Annotated in this window: 26 protein-coding genes, 1 other RNA gene and 1 riboswitch; of the genes, 13 read left to right on the plus strand and 14 right to left on the minus strand. The window is 70.3% G+C overall.

What is annotated here, in order from left to right; translation table 11 throughout:
* Positions 1–133 precede the first annotated feature (133 nt).
* Together panC and panD are read left to right on the plus strand one after the other, a co-directional pair.
* On the plus strand, positions 134–973 hold the full coding sequence (gene panC, locus ACFIMZ_RS15020) for a pantoate--beta-alanine ligase (RefSeq protein ID WP_431820194.1): 840 nt from the start codon (positions 134–136) through the stop codon (positions 971–973).
* A gap of 44 nt (positions 974–1,017) precedes the next feature.
* Complete coding sequence (panD, locus tag ACFIMZ_RS15025; protein ID WP_059612749.1) at positions 1,018–1,404, plus strand: aspartate 1-decarboxylase; 387 nt, start codon at positions 1,018–1,020, stop codon at positions 1,402–1,404.
* A 118-nt stretch (positions 1,405–1,522) separates the two neighbouring features.
* On the opposite strand, the gene ACFIMZ_RS15030 is transcribed toward panD, so the two are convergent.
* The 4 genes from ACFIMZ_RS15030 to ACFIMZ_RS15045 all read right to left on the minus strand — a co-directional run bounded on the left by ACFIMZ_RS15030 (position 1,523) and on the right by ACFIMZ_RS15045 (position 4,583).
* Positions 1,523–2,164 (minus strand): ParA family protein, encoded by a 642-nt coding sequence (locus ACFIMZ_RS15030; protein WP_431820195.1) that lies wholly within the window; start codon positions 2,162–2,164, stop codon positions 1,523–1,525.
* Between the two features lie 136 nt (positions 2,165–2,300).
* Entirely contained in the window at positions 2,301–2,717 is a 417-nt protein-coding gene (locus ACFIMZ_RS15035; RefSeq protein ID WP_431820196.1) for a DoxX family protein, read from the minus strand.
* 149 nt (positions 2,718–2,866) lie between these two features.
* Positions 2,867–3,007 (minus strand): hypothetical protein, encoded by a 141-nt coding sequence (locus ACFIMZ_RS15040; protein WP_431820197.1) that lies wholly within the window; start codon positions 3,005–3,007, stop codon positions 2,867–2,869.
* A gap of 76 nt (positions 3,008–3,083) precedes the next feature.
* Entirely contained in the window at positions 3,084–4,583 is a 1,500-nt protein-coding gene (locus ACFIMZ_RS15045) for a cobyric acid synthase (protein ID WP_431820198.1), read from the minus strand.
* A gap of 60 nt (positions 4,584–4,643) precedes the next feature.
* On the opposite strand from ACFIMZ_RS15045, the gene cobU reads away from it, so the two are divergent.
* The 4 genes from cobU to ACFIMZ_RS15065 are packed head-to-tail and all read left to right on the plus strand — an operon-like array spanning position 4,644 to position 8,062.
* The gene (gene cobU, locus ACFIMZ_RS15050; protein ID WP_431820199.1) at positions 4,644–5,198 is read left to right on the plus strand and encodes a bifunctional adenosylcobinamide kinase/adenosylcobinamide-phosphate guanylyltransferase; all 555 of its coding nucleotides are present in this window, start codon (positions 4,644–4,646) and stop codon (positions 5,196–5,198) included.
* Positions 5,192–6,136, plus strand: coding sequence for an adenosylcobinamide-phosphate synthase CbiB (gene cbiB, locus ACFIMZ_RS15055; RefSeq protein ID WP_431820200.1), 945 nt, complete (start codon positions 5,192–5,194; stop codon positions 6,134–6,136). The genes cobU and cbiB overlap by 7 nt, the downstream gene beginning before the upstream one ends.
* Positions 6,129–7,148 (plus strand): threonine-phosphate decarboxylase CobD, encoded by a 1,020-nt coding sequence (gene cobD / locus ACFIMZ_RS15060; protein ID WP_431820201.1) that lies wholly within the window; start codon positions 6,129–6,131, stop codon positions 7,146–7,148. Before cbiB ends, cobD begins: the two co-directional genes overlap by 8 nt.
* Positions 7,145–8,062: a cobalamin-binding protein gene (locus ACFIMZ_RS15065; protein ID WP_431820202.1), complete on the plus strand. Its 918-nt coding sequence runs from the start codon at positions 7,145–7,147 to the stop codon at positions 8,060–8,062. Before cobD ends, ACFIMZ_RS15065 begins: the two co-directional genes overlap by 4 nt.
* A gap of 14 nt (positions 8,063–8,076) precedes the next feature.
* Here the strand turns inward: ACFIMZ_RS15065 and cobC are convergent, their stop codons facing one another.
* Genes cobC through ACFIMZ_RS15095 form a run of 6 tightly spaced genes read right to left on the minus strand, consistent with a single transcriptional unit; the run spans position 8,077 to position 14,286 of the window.
* On the minus strand, positions 8,077–8,661 hold the full coding sequence (gene cobC, locus ACFIMZ_RS15070; RefSeq protein ID WP_431820203.1) for an alpha-ribazole phosphatase: 585 nt from the start codon (positions 8,659–8,661) through the stop codon (positions 8,077–8,079).
* Entirely contained in the window at positions 8,646–9,422 is a 777-nt protein-coding gene (locus ACFIMZ_RS15075) for an adenosylcobinamide-GDP ribazoletransferase (protein WP_431820204.1), read from the minus strand. The genes cobC and ACFIMZ_RS15075 overlap by 16 nt, the downstream gene beginning before the upstream one ends.
* A complete protein-coding gene (gene cobT / locus ACFIMZ_RS15080; protein WP_431822506.1) occupies positions 9,412–10,467 on the minus strand; it encodes a nicotinate-nucleotide--dimethylbenzimidazole phosphoribosyltransferase in 1,056 nt (351 codons plus the stop codon). Before cobT ends, ACFIMZ_RS15075 begins: the two co-directional genes overlap by 11 nt.
* Before the next feature lie 49 nt (positions 10,468–10,516).
* Positions 10,517–11,329, minus strand: coding sequence for an ABC transporter ATP-binding protein (locus ACFIMZ_RS15085; RefSeq protein WP_431820205.1), 813 nt, complete (start codon positions 11,327–11,329; stop codon positions 10,517–10,519).
* Positions 11,326–12,339, minus strand: a complete 1,014-nt coding sequence (locus ACFIMZ_RS15090) for a FecCD family ABC transporter permease (protein WP_431820206.1) — start codon at positions 12,337–12,339, stop codon at positions 11,326–11,328. The genes ACFIMZ_RS15085 and ACFIMZ_RS15090 overlap by 4 nt, the downstream gene beginning before the upstream one ends.
* 42 nt (positions 12,340–12,381) lie before the next feature.
* Complete coding sequence (locus ACFIMZ_RS15095) at positions 12,382–14,286, minus strand: TonB-dependent receptor plug domain-containing protein (protein WP_431820207.1); 1,905 nt, start codon at positions 14,284–14,286, stop codon at positions 12,382–12,384.
* A gap of 66 nt (positions 14,287–14,352) precedes the next feature.
* Positions 14,353–14,606, minus strand: a riboswitch (cobalamin riboswitch).
* Positions 14,607–14,761: 155 nt separating this feature from the next.
* On the opposite strand from ACFIMZ_RS15095, the gene ACFIMZ_RS15100 reads away from it, so the two are divergent.
* From ACFIMZ_RS15100 to ACFIMZ_RS15120, 5 genes are all read left to right on the plus strand, one after another.
* Entirely contained in the window at positions 14,762–15,112 is a 351-nt protein-coding gene (locus ACFIMZ_RS15100; RefSeq protein WP_010090985.1) for an ATPase, read from the plus strand.
* A complete protein-coding gene (locus ACFIMZ_RS15105) occupies positions 15,109–15,423 on the plus strand; it encodes a cell division protein ZapA (RefSeq protein WP_010090984.1) in 315 nt (104 codons plus the stop codon). Before ACFIMZ_RS15100 ends, ACFIMZ_RS15105 begins: the two co-directional genes overlap by 4 nt.
* An 88-nt stretch (positions 15,424–15,511) precedes the next feature.
* A non-coding RNA gene (ssrS, locus tag ACFIMZ_RS15110) (6S RNA) lies at positions 15,512–15,693 on the plus strand.
* 69 nt (positions 15,694–15,762) lie between these two features.
* A complete protein-coding gene (locus ACFIMZ_RS15115) occupies positions 15,763–16,224 on the plus strand; it encodes an EVE domain-containing protein (protein WP_431820208.1) in 462 nt (153 codons plus the stop codon).
* A gap of 184 nt (positions 16,225–16,408) precedes the next feature.
* Positions 16,409–17,149 (plus strand): SIMPL domain-containing protein, encoded by a 741-nt coding sequence (locus ACFIMZ_RS15120; protein ID WP_431820209.1) that lies wholly within the window; start codon positions 16,409–16,411, stop codon positions 17,147–17,149.
* A gap of 84 nt (positions 17,150–17,233) precedes the next feature.
* On the opposite strand, the gene lgt is transcribed toward ACFIMZ_RS15120, so the two are convergent.
* Positions 17,234–18,124 carry a prolipoprotein diacylglyceryl transferase gene (gene lgt, locus ACFIMZ_RS15125; protein WP_431820210.1) on the minus strand — a complete coding sequence of 297 codons (891 nt, stop codon included), beginning with the start codon at positions 18,122–18,124 and terminating at the stop codon, positions 17,234–17,236.
* Between the two features lie 89 nt (positions 18,125–18,213).
* Positions 18,214–19,137, minus strand: coding sequence for a LysR substrate-binding domain-containing protein (locus ACFIMZ_RS15130; RefSeq protein ID WP_431820211.1), 924 nt, complete (start codon positions 19,135–19,137; stop codon positions 18,214–18,216).
* Between the two features lie 147 nt (positions 19,138–19,284).
* On the opposite strand from ACFIMZ_RS15130, the gene ilvD reads away from it, so the two are divergent.
* Positions 19,285–20,958 carry a dihydroxy-acid dehydratase gene (gene ilvD, locus ACFIMZ_RS15135; protein WP_431820212.1) on the plus strand — a complete coding sequence of 558 codons (1,674 nt, stop codon included), beginning with the start codon at positions 19,285–19,287 and terminating at the stop codon, positions 20,956–20,958.
* A gap of 125 nt (positions 20,959–21,083) precedes the next feature.
* Entirely contained in the window at positions 21,084–21,407 is a 324-nt protein-coding gene (locus tag ACFIMZ_RS15140) for a c-type cytochrome (RefSeq protein WP_431820213.1), read from the plus strand.
* A gap of 15 nt (positions 21,408–21,422) precedes the next feature.
* On the opposite strand, the gene ACFIMZ_RS15145 is transcribed toward ACFIMZ_RS15140, so the two are convergent.
* Positions 21,423–22,016, minus strand: a complete 594-nt coding sequence (locus ACFIMZ_RS15145; protein WP_431820214.1) for a DUF2486 family protein — start codon at positions 22,014–22,016, stop codon at positions 21,423–21,425.
* A 24-nt stretch (positions 22,017–22,040) separates the two neighbouring features.
* A complete protein-coding gene (locus ACFIMZ_RS15150) occupies positions 22,041–22,457 on the minus strand; it encodes a DNA polymerase III subunit chi (protein WP_431820215.1) in 417 nt (138 codons plus the stop codon).
* Position 22,458: the final 1 nt, after the last annotated feature.

Consider the following 22,458-nt stretch of genomic DNA (forward strand, 5'->3'; position numbering starts at 1 on the left):
CCGGCGGCCAAATCCTCTACAATCCGCCGACGCCCGACGCGCCGCCCGCGCGCGGATGCGTTTGCCGCTTCGACCCCGACGCCGCCTGCCGCGGCGTCAACGCGCGCCAGCGCGAGGAACCCGCTACCCGATCATGAAAGTCATCAGCTCGATCCAGGAACTGCGCGACCAGTTGCGCGGCCAGAACCGCACCGCCTTCGTGCCGACGATGGGCAATCTGCACGAAGGGCACCTGTCGCTGATGCGCCTCGCGCGCCAGCACGGCGATCCGGTCGTGGCGAGCATCTTCGTCAACCGCCTGCAGTTCGGCCCGAACGAGGATTTCGACAAGTATCCGCGCACGCTGCAGGACGACATCGAGAAGCTGCAGAAGGAAAACGTCTACGTGCTGTTCGCGCCGACCGAGCGCGACATGTATCCGGAGCCTCAGGAATACCGCGTGCAGCCTCCGGACGACCTCGGCGGGATCCTCGAGGGCGAGTTCCGGCCCGGCTTCTTCACCGGCGTGTGCACGGTCGTCGCGAAGCTGATGGCCTGCGTGCAGCCGCGCGTGGCCGTGTTCGGCAAGAAGGACTATCAGCAGCTGATGATCGTGCGCCGCATGTGCCAGCAGCTTGCGATGCCGGTCGACATCATCGCGGCCGAGACCGTGCGCGACACCGACGGCCTCGCGCTGTCGTCGCGCAACCGCTATCTCGCGCCGGCCGAGCGCCAGGAGGCGCCGGAGCTCGCGAAGACGCTGCAGCGCGTGCGCGAAAGCGTGCTCGGCGGCGAGCGCGACCTCGTCAAGCTCGAGCAGCACGCGCAGGCCCACCTCGCCGGCCGCGGCTGGGCGCCCGACTACATCTCGATCCGCCGGCGCGCGAACCTGATCGCGCCGAGCGCCGCCGAGCTCGAAGCCGGCGAGCCGCTCGTCGTGCTCGCGGCCGCGAAGCTCGGCGCGACGCGCCTCATCGACAACCTGGAAATCTGACGGCTTTCGTCCGCCAGCGCATCACGACGCATCAAGGAGGCCCCATGCAGCGCCACATGCTCAAATCGAAGATCCACCGCGTGGCCGTCACGCACTGCGAATTGCACTACGAAGGCTCGTGCGCGATCGACGAGAACCTGCTCGAGGCCGCGAACATCGCGGAAAACGAGCGGATCGACATCTGGAACATCAACAACGGCGAACGCTTCTCGACCTACGCGATCAAGGGCGAACGCGGCAGCGGGATGATCTCGCTGAACGGCTCGGCCGCGCGGCGCGCGCAGCTCGGCGATCTCGTGATCATCGCGGCGTTCGCGATGGTCGACGAAGCCGAACTGCAGGCCGGCTGGAAGCCGAACCTCGTGTTCGTCGACGACGACAACAAGATCAAGGGCAGCCGCGACCACGTGCCGACCCAGAGCTGGTCGTAAGCCGGCGCCGCCCAATGCAAAGGGCCGGATTCCGTCCAGCACGGAATCCGGCCCTTGTCACGTGCGCGCGGCGTGCAGGCGGTTGCCACCGGCGACCGAGCCGCGCCGCGCCGCGCCGTCATGCGCCCTTCGACGCCTTGCGCTCCGCCCACGCGACGATCGGGCCCCACTGTTCGAGATCCTTGTCGACGCGGCTCTTCGCGACGTCCCACAGCGTGAGCCCGTGCGCGGCGAGCTGCACATAGTTCTGCGTGTCGCGCACGTAGCCGAGCACCGGCAGCTTGAGCCCCTCGACGAAGCGGTGCAGCTGCTCGGACGAGCGCGTGCGCGCATCGACCCGCATCCCGACGATGCCGACTTCGACGCTGCCCTTGCGCACCGCCTTCTCGTTCGCGAGCTGTTCGAGGAAGTGCTGGGTCGCGAGGATGTCGAACATCGACGGCTGCAGCGGCACGATCACCTTGTCCGCGAGTTGCAGCGCGAGGTTGAGCCGGTTGCCGTGCAGGCCCGCCGGCGTGTCGATCACCGCGTATTCGAGGCCGCGCGGCGGCTTCGACGGCGCATCCGGATCAAGCCCCCACGCCTCGATGGCGGGCAGCCCGGCCGGACGCAGGTCGAGCCACGCATGCGCGGACTGCTGCCGGTCGAGATCGGCCAGCGCGACCCATGCGCCCTGCGCCGCGAAATAACCAGCGAGATTGGTGGACAGCGTGCTCTTGCCAACGCCGCCCTTCGGATTCGCCACCACGATCACCGTCATGAATTCCCCCGAAGAAGCCGTGCGGCGCCGGCCGGCAGGCGGGCGCCGCACAATTGCGGATACAGGGAGCGATGATATCGGCAAATGGGGCATCACCGGAACCGGTGGCATCGATCCGGCCCGGCGCCGCACCGCGTCACGCCGCGCGCTGCGCCGCGGCCCGCGGCGCGCCGAGCGCGAACGCGCCGCCGCCCAGGAGCGCCTGCACGGCGAGCGTCACGGCCCAGAACGCCGGATATTCCCAGCCGCCGTGCGGCGCCCCGAAGCTCCAGCCGTTCGGCAGGTGCGCGGCAGTCGCGCCGAGCATGAACGGCAGCAGCGCCAGCGCGGCGACCCGCACCCGGAAGCCGGTCAGGAGCGCGATGCCGCCCGCCAGCTCGACGACCGTCGTGACATACGCGAGCCACGCGGGCAGGCCGATCGACGCGAAGAATTGCGCGGTGCCGGGCAGCGTGAAGACGAACACCTTCTGCGCGACGTGCGCGAGATACAGCACGCCGAGCGCGACGCGCAGCAGCGTGGCGGCGAAATCGTTGAGGCGGTTCGGGTTCATGTCAGGGTTCCTTCGTGAGTGGATTGGAATGAACCGCACTCTATTCGAACCTTTTCCGCCAATAAATGCGCAACGCCGCTTAAATTATCTCCCGCAAAGAACGAATCGAAATAAAAAGGGGCATGACCCATCATGCCCCCCTTCGTGCGTCAGTAGCCGCCGCCCTTGCCCTGCGATCCGCTATAGCCGGACGAGCTGCCGCCGCCCGATCCGTAATCGCAGGCCTGCGCCCACGTCGGGACCGTCAGCAACGCCAGCAGCAATACGCCCAACCACCGTCGAGCCTTCATCGTCGCGCTCCTCCGGACGGATATCCGCCCTTCTTTGGTTGTACGCCACGCGACGAAAAAAGCGAGGTCGAATCGCTCAGCGGAATTCGGCGTACAGCGCCGGCAGGTCGAGATGCGCGGCGAACGTGTCGGCGAGCCGTTCGAGCGATGCCTCGCGCAGCGTCGGGTAGTCGATCCGCTCGGCCGCGTCGAGGCCCGCCCACGCGAGCAGCGCCGCGCACGCGTCCGGTGCGTCGAACAGCCCGTGCACGTAGGTGGCGAGGATCTGGCCGTCGTCGGACCGCGCGCCGTCCGCGTGCGCGGCGGCCGCTCCGTCGGCCGCCAGCTCGAGCGCCGGCGCCGCGAGCGCGGGGCCGCGCGTCTCGCCCATGTGGATCTCGTAGCCGCGCACCGCCGCGCCGCCCGGCAAAGCCAGGCGGCCCGTCACGTTCCTCAGCGTCTTGTCCGGCTGCAGCGTCGTGTCGAACTCGAGCAGGCCCAGCCCCGGCACGCTGCCGGGCGCCCCTTCGAGGCCCAGCGGATCGTCGAGCGAGCGGCCGAGCATCTGCATGCCGCCGCAGATGCCGATCACCTTGCCGCCATAGCGCAGGTGCCGCCGGATCGTCGCGTCCCAGCCGGCGTCGCGCAACCACGCGAGATCGCGCTGCACGCTCTTCGAGCCGGGCAGGATCAGCAGGTCGGCGGCCGGCACGGGCCCGCTCTTCCAGTACGTGAACTCGACCTGCGGATGCGCGCGCAGCGGATCGAAATCGGTGTGGTTGCTGATCCGCGGCAGCGCCGGCACGACGACGCGCAGCACGCGGCCGCCGGCGTGCGCGGCGCCGCTTCGCGCCTGCGCGGGCAGCATGTCCTCCGCGTCGAGCGCGAGGCCGTGCAGATAAGGCAGCACGCCGAACACCGGCTTGCCGGTCTGTGCGCGCAGCCAGTCGAGGCCCGGTTCGAGCAGCTTGAAGTCGCCGCGGAAGCGGTTGATCACGAAGCCGCGCACCCGCGCGCGCTCGCTGTCCGACAGGCACGCGAGCGTGCCGACCAGATGCGCGAACACGCCGCCTCGGTCGATGTCGGCGACCAGCACGACCGGGCAGTCGACGCGCTCGGCGAAGCCCATGTTCGCGATGTCGCCTTCGCGCAGGTTGATCTCGGCCGGGCTGCCCGCGCCCTCGACGATCACCGTGTCGTAGCCGGCGCGCAGCCGCGCATACGATTCGAGCACCGCGTCGAACGCGACCGGCTTGTAGTCGTGGTACGCCCGCGCGTTCAGGTTCGCGCGCGCCTTGCCGTGGATGATCACCTGCGCGCCGCGGTCGCTGGTCGGCTTGAGCAGCACGGGGTTGAAATCGGTATGCGGCGCGACGCCCGCGGCGAGCGCCTGCAGCGCCTGCGCGCGGCCGATCTCGCCGCCGTCGGCCGTCACCGCGCTGTTGAGCGCCATGTTCTGCGGCTTGAACGGCGCGACGCGCGCGCCGGCGCGGCGCGCCAGGCGGCACAGGCCCGCGACGAGCGTGCTCTTGCCGGCGTCCGACGTCGTGCCCTGGATCATCAGCGTGCCGCGCGGCCGCGGCTCGGGTGCATTCATCGTGTGAAAGGCGTGGCGAATCGAAGGCCGCATTATCGCCTGCGCCGTTACAATCACGCGATGATTCCGCACGATCTCACCTTCGTCCTCGGCGGCGCACGCTCGGGCAAGAGCGCGCATGCCGAGCGGCTCGCGGCCGACTGCGGCCGCCCCGTCACCTATATCGCGACCGCGCAGGCCGCCGACGCCGAATTCGCGCAGCGCATCGCGCATCATCGCGCGCGCCGGCCCGCGAGCTGGGGATTCGCCGACGCGCCCGTCGAGCTCGCCGAAACCGTCGCGCGGCTCGACGATCCCGGCGCGTGCCTGCTCGTCGACTGCCTGACGCTGTGGCTCACGAACCTGCTGTGCCCGGCCGAAGGCGAACCGCACGACGACGCGCACTACGAAGCGCGCGTCGCCGCGCTCGAAGCCGCGCTGCGCAACGCCCGCGCGAAGGTGATCGTCGTCAGCAACGAGATCGGGCTCGGCGTCGTGCCGCTCGGCGCGCTCACGCGCCGCTACGTCGACGAGCTCGGCCGCCTGAACCAGCGCGTCGCCGCGCTCGCGACGCGCGTCACGCTGCTCGTCGCCGGGGTGCCGGTCGCGATCAAGACGGAGCCCGCGTCATGCTGATGCTGTCGTTGCCCACGGTCGCGATGCTCGCGGTCATCGCGGTGATCGTCGACCGCGTGGTCGGCGAGCCGTCGGCCGCGCATCCGCTCGTCGCGTTCGGGCGGCTCGCCGCACGCATCGAAGCGGTGCTGAACACGGGCCGGCGCGGCCGCCTGACGGGCATCGCCGCGTGGCTCGCGGCCGTCGCGCCGCCGGTCCTGATCGCCGCGTGGCTGGCCGCCGCGCTGCCCACGCCGCTCGCGGCCGCGCTGCATGTCGCGCTGCTCTGGTTCGCGCTCGGCGCGAAGAGCCTCGCCGACCATCTCGCGCCGATCGCCGCCGCGCTGTTCCGGCACGACCTGCCGGGCGCGCGCGCGCTGACCGCGCGCATCGTGTCGCGCGACACCAGCGCCGCCGACGAGGGCGCGCTGTCGCGCGCGGCCGTCGAATCGGCGCTCGAGAACGGCAACGACGCGATCTTCGGTGCCCTCTTCTGGTTCGTCATCGCCGGCGGCCCCGGCGCGCTGATGTTCCGGCTCGCGAACACGCTCGACGCGATGTGGGGCTACCGCACGCCGCGCTTCCTGACCTTCGGCTGGGCCGCCGCGCGGATCGACGACCTGCTGAACTGGGTGCCCGCGCGCCTCACGGCCGCGAGCTACGCGCTGCTCGGCGACACCGCGTCGGCGTGGCGCTGCTGGCGCACGCAGGCCCGGCACTGGGACAGCCCGAACGCGGGCCCGGTGATGGCCGCCGGCGCCGGCAGCCTGAACGTGCAGCTCGGCGGCCCGGCCGTCTATCACGGCGAGCTCGAGCACCGCCCGGTGCTCGGCGCGGGTTCGCCCGCGAGCGCCGCGCACATCGTCGCCGCGCTGTCGCTCGTCACGCGCACGCTCGCGCTCTGGCTCGCGCTGCTGGTCGCGAGCGCCATCCTCGTCATGGGCACCCAACATGTCTGACACCCGAATCGCGCACGGCGGCAACCTGCATGACGCCGCGCGCCGCCACGGCATTCCGTACGACGCGTGGCTCGACCTGTCGACCGGCATCAACCCGGTCGGCTATCCGGTGCCGCCCGTGCCCGCCGACGCGTGGCGCCGGCTGCCCGACGACGGCGACGGGCTGGCCGCGCGTGCGGCCGATTACTACGGCGCGCCGGACCCGGCGCACGTGCTGCCGGTCGCCGGCAGCCAGGCCGCGATCCGCGCGCTGCCCGCGCTGCTGCCCGACGGCGACGTGGGCGTCGCACCGCTCGCGTATGGCGAATACGGGCCCGCGTTCGCGCGTCGCGGCCATCGCGTCGCCCCGCTCGACATCGCCGTCGACACGCTGCCCGCGACGCTGCGCCACGTGATCGTCGGGAATCCGAACAACCCGACTGCCGAGCGCGTCGCCGCCGAGCGCCTGCTCGGCTGGCACGCGCAGCTGGCGGCGCGCGGCGGCACGCTGATCGTCGACGAGGCGTTCGCCGATACGGGCGCGACCGGCTCGCTCGCCGCTTGCGTGAATCGCCCGGGTCTCGTCGTCCTGCGTTCGGTCGGCAAGTTCTTCGGCCTCGCCGGCATCCGCGCCGGTTTCGTGCTGGCCCATCCCGCGCTGATCGTCCCGCTGCGCGACACGCTCGGCGCGTGGACGGTCGGCGGCCCCGCGCGTCACGCGGTGGCCGCCGCGTTCGCCGACCGTGCGTGGCAGGCGGCCGCTCGCGAACGGCTCGCCGCCGACGGCGAACGGCTCGCGGCGCTGCTGCGCGGACACGGCTACGTCGTGCATTCGACGCCGCTGTTCAGCTGGACCGCCGATCCGCGCGCGGCGGACTTGCATGCGGCGCTGGCGCGACAGGGCATCTGGACGCGCCATTTCGCGCAGCCGTCGAGCGTGCGCTTCGGCTTGCCGGGCAACGGCGACGAATGGCGGCGTCTCGAGTGCGCGCTTGCACAGTGCGTGCCGGCATTGCTCGCGGAGCCACAATGACGAAAGAGGCGCGCCGCTGCCTGCCGGCGCTTGCGGCACTGATCGCGCTCGGCGCCGCCCCGTTCGCGCACGCGGACGTCAGCGCGCGCGACGACGCCGGCAACACGGTCACGCTCCCCGCGCCGGCGCAGCGCGTGGTCAGCCTCGCGCCGCACGCGACCGAGCTGATCTACGCGGCAGGCGGTGGCGCGAAGCTCGTCGGCACGGTCACGTACAGCGACTACCCGAGCGCCGCGAAATCGGTGCCGCGCGTCGGCGACAACAAGTCGCTCGATCTCGAGCGCATCGCCGCGCTGAAGCCCGACCTGATCGTCGTCTGGCGTCACGGCAACGCCGAGCGGCAGACCGATGCATTGCGCGCATTGCACATCCCGCTGTTCTACAGCGAACCGAAACGTCTCGACGACATCGCGACGTCGCTGCGCCAGCTCGGCGCGCTGCTCGGCACGCAGCCCGCGGCCGACGCGGCGGCCACATCGTTCACGCGCGACGTCGCTGCGCTGCGCACGCGCTATGCGGCGCGCGCGCCCGTCACGGTGTTCTTCCAGGTGTGGGACCGGCCGCTGATGACGCTCAACGGCGCGCATCTGATCAGCGACGTGATCGCGCTATGCGGCGGTCGCAACGTGTTCGCGTCGCTCAAGCCGCTCGTGCCGACGGTGACCGACGAGGCCGTGCTCGCGGCCAATCCCGAAGCGATCGTGACGACGAGCGCCGGTGCGACGCCGTCGAGCGACGCGCTGCCGAGCCTCGCGCGCTGGCGCGCGTGGCCGGCGCTGACGGCCGTCGCGCGCGGCAACCTGTTCGCGATCGACGGCGACCTGCTGACCCGCGCGTCGCCGCGCCTCGCGCTGGGCGCGGCCGCGCTGTGCGAGGACCTCGACGCGGCGCGCACGCGGCGGCCCGCACGCTGACGGACGTGCGACGCTCACGCGTCCCAGTGCACGATCTCCCACGCACTGGCCGCATCGCGCATGCGCAGCCACACGATGCCGCCGAACGGCACCGGCCGCGACAACAGCGCGTCGAGCGGCACGCGCAGCACCTGCGACGCAAACGCGCGGATCACGCCGGCATGCGTGACCGCCCATTGCGGCGCGTCGGCCTGCACGGTCGCGTCGACGCCTTGCGCGACCCGCGCGGCGAAGCGCGCGACGCTTTCGCCGCCATGCGCACAGGCATGCATCAGATCGGCGGCCCACGCATCGAGCGCCGCGCGGTCGATGTCGTCCCAGCGCTGCATCTCCCACGCGCCGAAGTCCATCTCCCGCCAGCATCCGTCGCACTGCAACGGCACGCCGAGCGCCTGCGCGAGTTGTTCGCCGACCGACGCGCACCGCGCGAGCGGGCTCGACCAGATGCGCTGCGGCAATGGCGCGCGCAACGCGTCGAGCCGTTCGCGCACCACCTGCGCGCCGGCCTGCGCCGACGCGGCGAGCGGCACGTCGCTGCGTCCGTAGCACACGCCCGGATCGACGGCGACCGCCGGATGGCGAATCAGGACGACGTCCATCCGAGCACCACGAGGCAGATCGTCAACTCGCTCAGTTGCTGCGCGAAGCCCAGGCAATCGCCGGTATAGCCGCCGATCCGCCGGACCAGGTAGCGCGCGAGCCACGCGCGCAGCAGCACGAGCGCGCCGAGCGCGGCGACGCCCATGCGCCAGTCCGGCCAGAACAGCCACGGCAGCCCGAACGCCGCCGCGACCAGCGCGGCGCGCGGCCCCATCCGCTGCGCGACCGGCTTGGCCTTGCCTTCCGCCCGCACGTAGTCGAGCGACATCAGCAGGCTCACCGCCGCCACACGGCTCGCCGCGTGCGCGGCGATCATCGTCCACGCGGCGCGCAGCGGCGGCAGCGCGGCGAGCGCCTGCCACTTCAGGCCGAGCGCGATCACGAGCGCGACGGCGCCGAACGTGCCGATCCGCGAGTCGTGCATGATGCGCAGCACGTCGTCGCGCGTATAGCCGCCGCCGAACGCGTCGCAGCTGTCGGCCAGCCCGTCCTCGTGGAACGCGCCGGTCGCGACGAGCGTCGCGGCGATCGACAGGCCGACCGCGATCGATGCCGGGAACACGCGCAGCGCGGCCAGGTAGACGAGCGCGCCCCACGCGCCGACGCATGCGCCGACCAGCGGGAAGTAGCGCGCGGCCTGATCGAGATCGCCCGCCGCATAGCCGATCGCGCGCGGCACCGGCACGCGCGTGAAATAGCCGAGCGCGACGAAGAAGTAACGCAGCTCGGCGCGCAGGCCGGTCGTCCGGTCAGGCGTCACGATCGTCGACGCCCGCGGATTCGAAGCTCGCCATCTCGCGCATGAACGCCGCCGCCGCGCACACGAGCGGCAGCGCGAGCGCGGCGCCGGTGCCCTCGCCGAGCCGCAGGTCGAGCGCGAGCAGCGGCTTCGCGCCGAAATGCTCGAGCATCCGGCGGTGCCCCGCCTCGTGCGACGCGTGCGAGAACACGCAGTAGTCGCGCACCGCCGGCGCGAGCCGCTCGGCGACCAGCAGCGCGGACGTCGCGATGAAGCCGTCGACGAGGATCGTCATCCGCTCCCTCGCCGCCGCGAGAAACGCGCCCGTCATCATCGCGATCTCGAAGCCGCCGAACGTCGCGAGCACGTCGAGCGGCGTGATCGCATGCGAATGCCGCGCGAGCGCGTGCCCGAGCACCGCGCGCTTGTGCGCGAGCCCCTTGTCGTCGAGGCCGGTGCCGCGCCCGACGCAGGCGTCGATCGGCACGTCGAGCAGGCGGCTCATCAGGCATGCGGCGGACGACGTGTTCGCGATGCCCATCTCGCCGAAGCCGATCACGTTGGTGCCGAGCGCCGCATGATGGCGCACGCGCGCCGCGCCGGCCTCGAGCGCGGCGACGGCCTCGTCGCGCGTCATCGCGGGCTCCTGCGCGAAGTTGCGCGTGCCGCGCGCGATCGGCAGCGCGATCAGCCGGTCGGACGCGGGCAGCGGTGACGCGACGCCCGCGTCGACGATCTCGAGCGTGCTCTGCGCGACGCCCGAGAACGCGTTGATCGCCGCGCCGCCGGCGAGGAAGTTCGCGACCATCTGCGCGGTCACGGCCTGCGGATACGGACTCACGCCTTCGGCCGCGATCCCGTGGTCGGCGGCGAACACGATCGTCACCGGACGCTGCACGAGCGGACGCTCGGTGCGCTGGATCATGCCGAGCTGCAGCGCCAGCGCCTCGAGCTGGCCAAGGCTGCCGGGCGGCTTGGTCTTGTGGTCGATCACATGTTGCAGGCGCGCGCGCAGCGAAGCGTCGAGCGGCGCGATCTCGGGCAGGAAGTCGGTCGGTGTCATCAGGAGTTCACCTCATGGGCGCGGCAACCGCCGCGCGTCGAAAGAAAGGCATTCATCGCCGCTCCGGCCACGCGGGCAGCAGCGCATCGCGGCCGTCCTGGCGGATCAGCACGAGCGGATAGCCGAACGCGTCGCTCGCGCGTTCGGGCGTCAGCACGTCATGCACGAGCCCCGCCCATGCGCGGCCGCGTCCATCAAGCAGCAGCGCGTGCGTCGCGAAGCGCCGCGCGAGATTCAGATCGTGGCACGAAAACAGCACGGTGCGCTGGCCGGCTTCGAGCCACTCGGCCAGCGCGGTCAGGCAGTCGATCTGGTGATGCAGGTCGAGATGCGCAAGCGGCTCGTCGAGCAGCAGCAGCGGCGCGCCTTGGCACAGCGTCGCGGCCAGCGCGACGCGCTGCCGTTCGCCGCCGGACAGCGACAGCACGTCGCGCCCGGCGAACGCCGCCAGGCCGAAGGTCGCCAGCGCATCGCGCGCGGCCGCGCGATCGCCGTCGCGCTCCCAGCCCCAGCCGCCGAGATACGGGAAGCGGCTCAGCAGGACCGTATCGAACACGGTCGCGCTGAACGCGTCGTGCAGTTGCTGCGGCATCAGCGCGCGCCGCTGCGCGAGCTGCGCGGCCGGCCACGCGACGAGCGGCCGGCCATCGGCTTCGACGTGGCCGCCCGATGGCGCGGAGAGGCCCGCGAGCGTCGCGAGCAGCGTCGTCTTGCCGGCGCCGTTCGGCCCCGCGACGCACCAGATCTCGCCGGGCCGGAACGACTGCGTGAAACCGCTCAGCAGCGTGCGCGCGCCGGCCCGCAGCGTCAGGTCGACGGCCGCGTATCCGGCATCGCCGGAACGACGGGATTCGGTCACGCTCATCGCATCGGCCTCCTCAGCAACATCCACAGGAACACCGGCACGCCGATCAGCGCGGTCATCACGCCGACCGGCAGTTGCGCGGGCGCGATCACGGTGCGCGCGAGCAGGTCGGCCGCCATCACGCCGCCGCCGCCCGCGAGCATCACGGCGGGCAGCAGCATGCGCTGGTCGTTGCCGAACGCGAGGCGCAGCGCGTGCGGAACGACGAGCCCGACGAAGCCGATCGTGCCGGCGGTCGTGACCGCGGCCGCGGCGGCCAGCGACGCGACGAGATAGATCCGCACGCGCAGCCGCGCGACCGGCACGCCGAGCGCGAGCGCGGTCGCGTCGCCGCGCAGCAGCACGTTCAGTTGCGGCGCGGCCGGCAGCGCGACGCCCGCGGCGAGCGCGAGCGCGGCCCACGCGAACCACGGCATCGCGGCGCCGTTCAGGTCGCCCGTCAGCCAGAAGATGATGCCGCGCAGCCGCGCATCAGGCGCGAGCGACAGCAGCAGCGTGACGAGCGCGCCCCACCCGGCCGCGATCACGACGCCGGTGAGCAGCAGCCGCGGCGACGCGTCGCGCGCGTCGCCGCGCCACAGCTCGCGACGCGCGAGGCCGAGCACGAGCAGCATCGACACGAGCGCGCCGGCGAACGCCGACGCATCGACGAGCCACCACGCGCCGCCCGCGATCATCGCGACCAGCGCGAAACCGGCCGCGCCACCCGACACGCCGAGCACGTACGGCTCGGCGAGCGGATTGCGCAGCAGCACCTGCAGCAGCGCACCCGCGAGCGCGAGCAGCGCGCCGCACGCGAAGCCGGCGAGCGCGCGCGGCACGCGCAGCGTACGGACGATGTCGGCGAACAGCGCCGTGCCGCCCGACGCGTCGCCGCCGTGCGGCACGAGCGACGCGAGCGCCCGCAGCGGCGAGATCGGCACGCTGCCGATCGTCAGCGACGCGACGAACAGCGCGGCGACCGCGGCCGCGAGCGTGGCCCAGATCGCGGCGGCGCGGGCGGGGCTCATGCGGGGTCCTGTCCCGCGCGCGCGGGCGCGCCGCCCGGCCGCCTACTGCTGCTGCCAGCCGAGCGTGACATAGGCGCCGCGTCGCGGTGTGTTGTAGGCGTAGGCAAGCTCGTAGTCCTTGTCGAAGAAGTTGTCGATGCGCGCGCTGACGTACCACGCCTTCGTGATGTCGTAGCGCGCGGACAGGTTGACGAGCCCGTAGCCGCCGAGCCGCCCGCCGCCCGAATCGTTGCGCGCGCCACTGACGAGCCATTCGCCGCCGACGCGCACGGGACCGAACGCACGGCTCACCGCGGTCGACGCGAAACGCCGCGCGCGGCGGTCCAGGTCCTGATTTTGCGATTCGTCGACCGGGTTCTGCAAGGTGGCCGCGACCCGCACGTCGGTCGCGCCGACATGCCCCTGCCACGATGCTTCGAGCCCCTGCACCTTTGCACGGCCGACATTCTGCGCGACATAGAAGACACTGTTCGCGGCGGGACGATAGTTGATCAGGTTCGAGTAGCGCGTCTGGAACGCGGTGACGCGCACGACGCCGACCGCATCCGATGCATACTGCACCGCGGCCTCGACCGAATGGCTGCGCTCCGGCTGGATCGACGGATTGCCGGCCATCGGGAAATAGAGGTCGTTGAAGCTCGGCGCGCGAAACGCGCTCGAATAGCTCGCGGTGACCTTCCACCGATCGGTGAGATCGAGACCGTAACCGAGATAGTACGAGTTCGCGCCCCCGAAATCCGAATACTGGTCGCGCCGCACGTTCGCCTGGAACTGCTGACGGCCGACGCGCGCCGTGTAGCCGAGCCAGCCGGAATTCACGTGACGCTGCGGCGCCGAATAGACATTCGACGTGAACTGCTGGTCGAGCCGCTCGTAGCCGGCCTGGATCACGTGGTCCGGCACGATCCGGAAATCGTTCTGCCACGTGTACTGGCGGTTGTCGGTATTGAAGTGGTCGGTGTACGCGCCATTCAGTTCCGACTGGCTGCGGTCGTTGCCGATCGCGGCGCTCACGTGCGTCGTCCACCAGGCGAACAGCTTGCCGTTCGCGAATGCGCGCGCCTGCTGCACGCGCGAATACAGGTTGTTCAGGTCGGTCGGCGCGCCGAACGCGTTGTCGTAGCTGTTGTTGCCGTTCGACTGGAAATAGCTGACGCCCGCGTCCCACCGCGCGTCGAAGCGGTGCCGCAGCGACGCGGTGACGCTCTCGTTCAGGTAGCCGTTCGCGTTCGGGTTCGCCTTCGGCCGCTTCGCCGGATCGAGCGCGGAGAACCCATTGTCCTTCTCGCGCGCGACCGACACGCTGAAGGTCGTCCTGCCGTCGCCGTCGAGCCGGCCCGACACGCCCGCCTGCTGCGTCTGCGTACCGTAGCTGCCGAGGCCGACCGCGAAACTGAAACGCGGCGGATGATTGCCGCCGTGCTTCGTGAACACCTGCACGACGCCGCCGATCGCGCCGGAGCCGTACAGTGACGACACGTTGCCGTTCACGACCTCGACGCGCTCGATCTGGTCGAGCGGCAGCTGGCTCAGTTGCGCGGCGCCGAGACTCGCGGAATCGACCCGCACGCCGTCGATCAGCACGAGCGACTGCGTCGATTGCGCGCCGCGCAGGAACAGCGTCGCCGTCGCGCCCGGCCCGCCGTTGCGCACGATCTGCGCGCCCGGCGCGAGCGCGAGCAGCGTCGGCAGGTCGGCGCCGGGATGCGCGGCAATGTCCTGCGCGTCGAACACGGTGGTTTGCGGGATCGCGTCGGCGAGCGCCTGCGGCGCGCGCTGCGCGGTGACGACGACCGGCGCGAGCTGCGCGGCGTCGATGGCATGGCCGGTGAACGTGGCCGCGGGTGCGGCGGGGCCATCGCCGTCGGCCGCAGCCGTCTGCGCGGCGGCGGCGAGCGGCAGCCCGCAAAGCGCGCCGAGCGCCGTGCGAGCGATTGGGGTCAGCATCGAAGAAAGTCCTGTGAACCGCAGCGCGCCCCGCTTCCCCGCAGGCCGCGCGTCACGAAGCCCGCGCACGGGCTCCCCGCCTCGGCCGGTATCCGGGCTGGCGGCGTTCCGGCTCGCCTTCCCGCGCGAGACATGCGCAGTGGCCTGCGCCCGCGTGCGAACCGCACACGCCGAGCGCACCCGAGCCGGCCTGCATCGTCCGATGCGGCCGCTTACCGTTGCGGGGGCAGCGCAGGTTGGCGGCTCCTGGCGGAGCCCGCGCCCTGCTTCCCGTTTAACCGCGCGTCGCACGCGCGAGCACCGAGGCGGCGCCAAGTTTAGGAGCGGGCAGCGAGAGCGTCAAGAAAGCGGTCCGCGCGATGCGCGACCGACATATTCGCGGCAAGAAGCGGGGGTGTTACGACTGGAAACGTTACATATGTCGGAATGTGCGTTATTCCGCGCTAAAATGCTGGGTCTTTAGAGGACGCAGCAGATGCTCAACGAACTCGAAACCTTATCTCAAAATATTGGCCGACTGATTGCGCTGAACCAGCGCTATCACTCGGAACGGCTCGCGCTCGAGGAGCAGGTCGCGCAACTGCGCGCGGAAGCGGACACGGTGCGTAGCGAGCTCACGCAGCTGCGCGAGGAACGCAACGCGCTCGCGGAGGAACGCGACACGCTGTCGGCGAAGATCGACGACGCGCAGGTCAAGCTGAACGCGATTCTCGAGAAGCTGCCGCGCACGAAGAGCGCGGCGGAAGCCGACAACCAGCTCGACCTGCTGGATGCGCAGTCGCGCACCGATAGCGACGACGCAGCCAGCCACGGAGAACATGCATGAGCACCAAGCAGATCGAAGTCTCGATTCTCGGCCAGGCCTACCGGCTCGCCTGTTCGGCCGAGACCGAAGCCGCGCTGCTGGAAGCCGTCGCGCGCGTCGACGCGGAAATGACGAAGATCCGCTCGAACAGCTCGGTGCGCGGCACCGACCGCATCGCCGTGATGGCGGCGCTGTCGCTCGCGTCGGAACTGCTGCGGCTGCAGCAGAGCGTGCGTCACGGTGAAGCATTTCCCGCGGAAGAAATCCGGCGTACAATGCGCCAGATGAATGAACAGCTCGGTGCGGTGCTCGCACAGCACGAGACGCAGTAACCCGAATCGATGCGTCGATTTCCCTTGATCTCCACGGGCAACGGTGGTCAAATTGGACGCAGAGATTCACAGTTTCACAGTTTTGTCAGCTTCCCTGCCTGGTTCGCCAAGGTCATATATTCCTTGAACCAATGCCATGTGCACGGTTGCGGAAATTTGTAGCACGGGCGCGCGCGTCACTCTGTCTGATGTACCCGAAGTGCTGCTAACTGCGACCAATTCTGAACCCCAGGTTCAGGATGCCGGCCTAGCGGCCAAGGCGGGGGCCTATCCAACGGCATCGGGTGATCCCGATGCCGTTTCCTTTTCCAGGGTCTGTTTCTGCATCGATCACGATCCATGCAATACTGGCTGATGAAGTCCGAACCGGACGAAGCGAGCATCGACGATCTCGCTCACGCGCCGCAGCGCACGCTGCCGTGGACCGGCGTGCGCAACTATCAGGCGCGCAATTTCATGCGCGACACGATGCAGATCGGCGACGGCGTGCTGTTCTATCACTCGAGCTGCCCCGAGCCCGGCATCGCGGGCCTCGCCGAAGTGTCGTCGACGCCCTACCCCGATCCCACGCAGTTCGATCCGAAGAGCCCCTATTACGATCCGAAGTCGACGCAGGAAACGCCGCGCTGGCTGCTCGTTGACGTGCGCTTCGTGAAGAAGGCGGCGCTCGTGCCGCTCGCCGCGCTGCGCGAATACGACGAGCTCGCCGACATGCGCGTGCTCGCCAAAGGCAACCGGCTGTCGATCACGCCCGTCACGCGTGCCGAATGGCGCTTCATCACCGAACGGCTGATGAAGTGAGCGCGAACGGGCGAACGTCAAATTTGGTCAACGCACGACCGCCCGTCCGGAACTCGCGGCGCGGTCGCGCAGCCTAAGCAACCGCTGCCGGCCAATCGGGCCGGCTGTCGTTTTTTCGTCGCGCGGCCCGCCCGCGTCGCGCACGCGCGATCCGCGTGCGCGCCCTCGCACAAGGAGTCCAACAATGACCAAGAAATCCGCACTCGCGCTGTCGCTCGTTCTCGCCGCCGCCGTTCCCGTCGCGCTGACGCTCGCGTCGCCCGCGGCGCGCGCGCAGGCCGTCAACCCGCACTTTCCGGAGCCGTCGGGCGTGCTGTCGCTGTCGTCGCAGGCCAGCGCCGAGGTGCCGCAGGACATCATCCACATCACGCTGTTCTACGAGCAGCAGGCAAAGGACCCGGGCAGCCTGACGTCCGCGCTGAACCAGCGCGCCGACGCCGCGCTCGCGCAGGCGAAGGGCGTGCCGGGCGTCACTGCGCACACGGGCGCGTTCTCAGTCTATCCGAGCACTGACCGCGACGGCAGGATCTCCGCATGGCGCGGCCGCACCGAGGTCGTGCTCGAATCGCGCGATTTCGCCGCAGCGTCGAAGCTCGCGGGCCAGTTGTCGAACCTGATGCAGGTCGCGAACGTCGAGTTCTCGCTGTCGCCGGAAGCGCAGCGCGCGGCCGAGCAGAAGCTCACGACCGAAGCGATCAAGTCGTTCCGCGTGCGCGCGGACGAAGCCGCGAAGGCGTTCGGCTACAACAACTATTCGATTCGCGACGTCAACGTCGGCAGCGGCCGCAACGTGCAGCCGTATCCGCGCATGATGGCGATGGCGGCAGCACCGATGGACAGCGCGAAGATGAGCGCGCCGATCGCGGTCGAAGGCGGCAAGGCGACCGTGTCGGTCACGGTCAACGGCTCGGTGCAGATGAAGTAACGCAAGACGCTCGAGCACATCGGATGCGAAAACGCCGGCCCAGTGGCCGGCGTTTTTCGTTGGTGCGTCAGTCGCGCGATCGCATCACGCGGCCGCGGCCGCCGCACGGCGGCGGTATGCCCAGACCATCAGCGCGACGCCCGCGAGGATCATCGGCAGCGACAGCCATTGCCCCATCGACAGGCCGAGCGCAAGCAGCCCGAGGAAGTCGTCCGGTTCGCGCGCGAACTCGACCGTGAAGCGCGCGAGACCGTAGCCGATCAGGAACAGCGCGGATATCGCGCCCATCGGCCGCGACTTGCGCGAGAAGAAGAACAGCGCGAAGAACAGCACGACGCCTTCGAGCGCGATTTCATAGAGCTGCGAAGGATGGCGCGGCAGCATCTGGTACTGCATGAACACGTCGGCCAGATGCCACTTCGCGACGAGCTCCGGATGCGCGGGCAGCCAGGCCGCATCGTCGCGCATCGCGCCCGGGAACAGCATCGCCCACGGCGAATTCGGATCGGTCACGCGGCCCCACAGCTCGCCGTTGATGAAGTTGCCGAGCCGGCCCGCCGCCAGCCCCGTCGGCACCATCGGCGCGACGAAGTCGGTGACCTGCAGCCAGTGGCGCTTGCGCTGCCATGCGAACAGCATCATCGCGAGCGTCACGCCGAGAAAGCCGCCGTGAAACGACATTCCGCCTTCCCATACCTTGAAGACGTCGAGCGGATGTGCGAGGTAGTAGCCCGCCTTGTAGAACAGCACGTAGCCGAGCCGGCCGCCGAGCACCGTGCCCAGCACGCCGTAGAACATCATGTCGTCGATGTCCTTCACGGTCCAGCCCTGCGCGGCCACATGCGGCGGCTTCAGGCGCAGCCGGCCGACGACGATCGCCGCGATGAACGCGACGAGATACATGAGCCCGTACCAGCGCACGGCCAGCGGCCCGAGATGGATCGCAACGGGGTCGAAATTCGGGTGAATGATCATGGGTTAGCGGTGAAGTTTTCGAATTCGGCGCGGCGCGCGCATCTGCGTCGCGTCGCGCATTGGACGGCGCCGGCGCGCCATCGTTCGCGTCATGCGCGGACGAACGCCCGCGCGCGCACGATGTCGATGAAGCCGGCCAGCACGGGGCTGACGTCGCCGGTGCGCCACACGAGGCCCGTCTCGACGACGGGCGCGCCGTTCGCGAGCGGCCGGTAGACCACGCCGGTGCGCCGCAGGTTACGCAGCGATTGCGGCACCAGTGCGACGCCCATGCCGGCCGACACGAGGCTCACGATCGTCTGCATCTGGATCGCTTCCTGGCCGATGCGCGGGGTTGCCCCCGCCGCGCCGTAGCAGCCCGTAATGATGTCATAAAAGCCGGGCGCCAAACGGCGCGGAAAGATCACGAGCGGCAGCGCGGCGACGTCGGCGAGCCGCACCGGCTCATCCTCGGGCGCGTCGGCCAGTGCTTCGGCGGCCGGCATCGCCAGCACGAGCAGCTCGCGCACGACCGGCAGGTACGACAGCTCGGCCGCATGACGCGGCGGCACCGGCGGAATGATCAGCCCGGCGTCGATCCGGCCGGCGGCAAGCTCCTCGATCTGCACGTCGCTGGTCGCCTCCTCGAGCTGCAGCCGCACCTGCGGATAGCGCGCGCCGAACGCGCGCAGCAGCGACGGCAAGAGCCCGTAGTCGGCGGTCGACACGAACGCGAGCGCAAGCGAGCCGGTCTCGCCGCGCGCGAGACTCTGCGCGCGCGGCGGCAGCGCATCGGCCGCCTCCAGCAGCCTGCGCACGTCCGGCAGCAGCGCCGCGCCGACCGCGGTCAGCGCGACCGAGCGCTTGGTACGGACGAACAGCGCGACGCCGAGCAGGTCCTCGAGCGCGCGGATCGCCTGCGACAGCGGCGGCTGCGTCATCGACAGGCGTGCCGCCGCTCGGCCGAAATGGCGCTCCTCGGCGACGGTCACGAAATAGCGCCACTGGCGCAGATCGGGGGTCAGGTCAGGCATCGGACAGTGATATGAAAATCGACCTAATAGGCTATGAATAATATATTGGACACGCGCAAACGGACATTGCATTCTTGCCTCAGCGAGTCGATGCGTCGCATCCGGATGCACCCGCCGACGTCCCCACCAACAAGGATGGAGTCCCCCATGTCATACAACCGCCGCTCGAGGAACATCACGCAGGGCGTGGCCCGTTCGCCGAACCGCTCGATGTATTACGCGCTCGGCTACCGGAAGGAAGATTTCGACAAGCCGATGATCGGCATCGCCAACGGCCATTCGACGATCACGCCGTGCAACGCGGGCCTGCAGCGCCTGTCGGACGCGGCGGTCGCGGCCGTGAAGGACGCCGGCGCGAATCCGCAGATCTTCGGCACGCCGACGATCTCGGACGGCATGTCGATGGGCACGGAGGGGATGAAGTATTCGCTCGTGTCGCGCGAAGTGATCGCCGACTGCATCGAAACCTGCGCGCAGGGCCAGTGGATGGACGGCGTGGTCGTCGTCGGCGGCTGCGACAAGAACATGCCGGGCGGGATGATCGCGCTCGCGCGCCTGAACGTGCCGGGCATCTACGTGTACGGCGGCACGATCCGCCCGGGCCACTGGAAGGGTCGCGACCTGACGATCGTGTCGTCGTTCGAGGCGGTCGGCGAGTTCACCGCGGGCCGGATGTCGCAGGAGGATTTCGAAGGGGTCGAGCAGAACGCGTGCCCGACGACGGGCTCGTGCGGCGGCATGTACACCGCGAACACGATGAGCTCGTCGTTCGAGGCGCTCGGCATGTCGCTGCTGTACTCGTCGACGATGGCGAACCCGGACCAGGAAAAGGTCGACTCCGCGGCCGAATCGGCGCGCGTGCTGGTCGAAGCGGTCAAGCAGGACCTGAAGCCGCGCGACATCATCACGAAGCAGTCGATCGAGAACGCGGTGTCGCTGATCATGGCGACGGGCGGCTCGACCAACGCGGTGCTGCACTATCTGGCGATCGCGCACGCGGCCGAGGTCGACTGGACGATCGACGATTTCGAGCGCATCCGCAAGCGCGTGCCGGTGATCTGCGACCTGAAGCCGTCGGGCCAGTACGTCGCGACCGACCTGCACCAGGCCGGCGGCATTCCGCAGGTGCTGAGGATCCTGCTCGACGCCGGCCTGCTGCACGGCGACTGCATGACGATCACGGGCCGCACGCTCGCCGAGGAGCTGAAGGACGTGCCGAGCGCGCCGCGCGCGGACCAGAAGGTGATCTTCCCGATCGCGCAGGCGCTGTACAAGGAGGGCCACCTCGCGATCCTGAAGGGCAATCTCGCGGAAGACGGCGCGGTCGCGAAGATCACCGGCCTGAAGAACCCGGTCATCACGGGCCCGGCTCGCGTGTTCGACGACGAGCAGAGCGCGCTGGAAGCGATCCTCGGCGACCGGATCCACGCGGGCGACATCCTCGTGCTGCGCTACCTCGGCCCGCAAGGCGGCCCGGGGATGCCGGAAATGCTCGCGCCGACCTCGGCGATCATCGGCAAGGGCCTCGGCGAATCGGTCGGCTTCATCACCGACGGCCGCTTCTCGGGCGGCACCTGGGGGATGGTGGTCGGCCACGTCGCGCCGGAAGCATTCGTCGGCGGCACGATCGCGCTCGTGCAGGAAGGCGATTCGATCACGATCGACGCGCACAAGCTGCTGCTGCAGCTGAATGTCGACGACGCCGAACTGGCGCGCCGCCGCGCCGCGTGGAAGCAGCCGGCGCCGCGCTACACGCGCGGCGTGCTCGCGAAGTTCGCCGCGCTCGCCCGCCCGGCGAACCAGGGCGCCGTCACCGGCTGACGTCCGGCCGGGCCGAGATGCGGCCCTGATTGATCGCACGCAAAGGGAGCACGAAAAACGCGTGCTCCCTTTGCTTTTATAATGCCCGGGAGTCAAGCCGGCGGTGCCTGCCGGCGGAGAACGGCATGAAACAGATGATTTTGCGTGCGACGCTCCTGGCCCTGCTGCTCGGCAGCACGGCTGCACACGCCGCAGAAGCGGACGGCCTCGCGCTCGCACAGCGCAAGAACTGCATGGCCTGCCATGCGGTCAGCAAGCCGCTGATGGGCCCGTCATTCCACGATATCGCGGGCAAGTACGCGCCGCGCAGCGACGCGAGCGACTACCTCGCGCAGGTGATCGTGAAAGGCAGCGTCGGCGTGTGGGGCAGCGTACCGATGCCCGCCAATACCCAGCTGACGGGCGCCGAAGCGCACGCCCTCGCGAACTGGGTGATGTCGCTGAGATAAGGCCGGCCGGCCCGGTCAGCCCAAATGTCCGGTGCGGCGGCGCGCGATCTCGTCGTCGACCGCGTCCCGCACCCAATCCATCACTTCGGTCTCGAGCGCCAGCGCCACTTCGCGCGTGATCTGGCTGACGAGCCACGCCGTATGGTCGTGCAGCGCATCGCGGCAGCGCGCCTCGATCGCGTCCCGCCCTTCCCCGGTCAGGTAATTCGTCAGACGATCGCGCAGCCGCTCGGCGATGTGCTGCGCGTCTTCCGGCGTCAACGCTGCCGCGATCGCGGCAGCCTGCGTCGCCATCTCGGGCACGCCCGCCTGCGGGACCGGCGCCAGTTCGACGACCGGCACCTCCGGCGTCGGCACCGGCTGGACCACGACCGTCGCGGGGTCGGCTTCGATGTCGGCAGGCGCGGCCGCCTCGGCCGGTCGCACCGTCTCCGCCGCAGCCTCCGGCGCCGCCGCGACCGGATTGCCCGGCGCGATCACGTCGGTGAGCACCGGAATCGCCGCGTCGTCCTGCGGCAACCCGGCCTCAGGCCGGCGCGCGGGCGCCGGATGGCCCGGCACCAGCACGTCCGTCAGCATCGGGATGGAGGAGGTTTCGGCTTGTCCCACGGTGATACTCCGTCGACTGCCGGGCTAGCTGCCCTGCTTGTAGTTGTTCAGCGCATAACCGCGATCGCGATAGAAGCGGTAGCGCTCGCGGCCCGCGGCCAGTTCGGCCGGCTCGTTGCCGACCACCTCGAGCAGCCGCTCGAAGCGCGCGAACTGCGCGGGCACCGCCGCGCCGAGATTCAGCAGCACCTGGTGATGCGGCACCTTGTCGAGATCGGCGGCCAGCACGATCGGCGTGTCGGCCGCATGCTGGCTGTCGATCCCGCAATGCGGGATGAAATCGAGCGGCGAGAACGTCCAAAGCCGCTCGTCGAGCGCGCGCAGCCGCGCGGGCTCCGCGAGCACGACGACCGACTGCCCGGCCTGGTAGGCCTTGCGCAGCAGCCGGCACGCGTAAGCGAGCGAATCGCCGACGTTCGTGTGGAAATCGATCCGCGTCATC

The organism is Burkholderia sp. F1, from assembly GCF_050813845.1.
In the GTDB taxonomy this organism is placed as follows: Bacteria; Pseudomonadota; Gammaproteobacteria; order Burkholderiales; family Burkholderiaceae; genus Burkholderia; species Burkholderia ubonensis.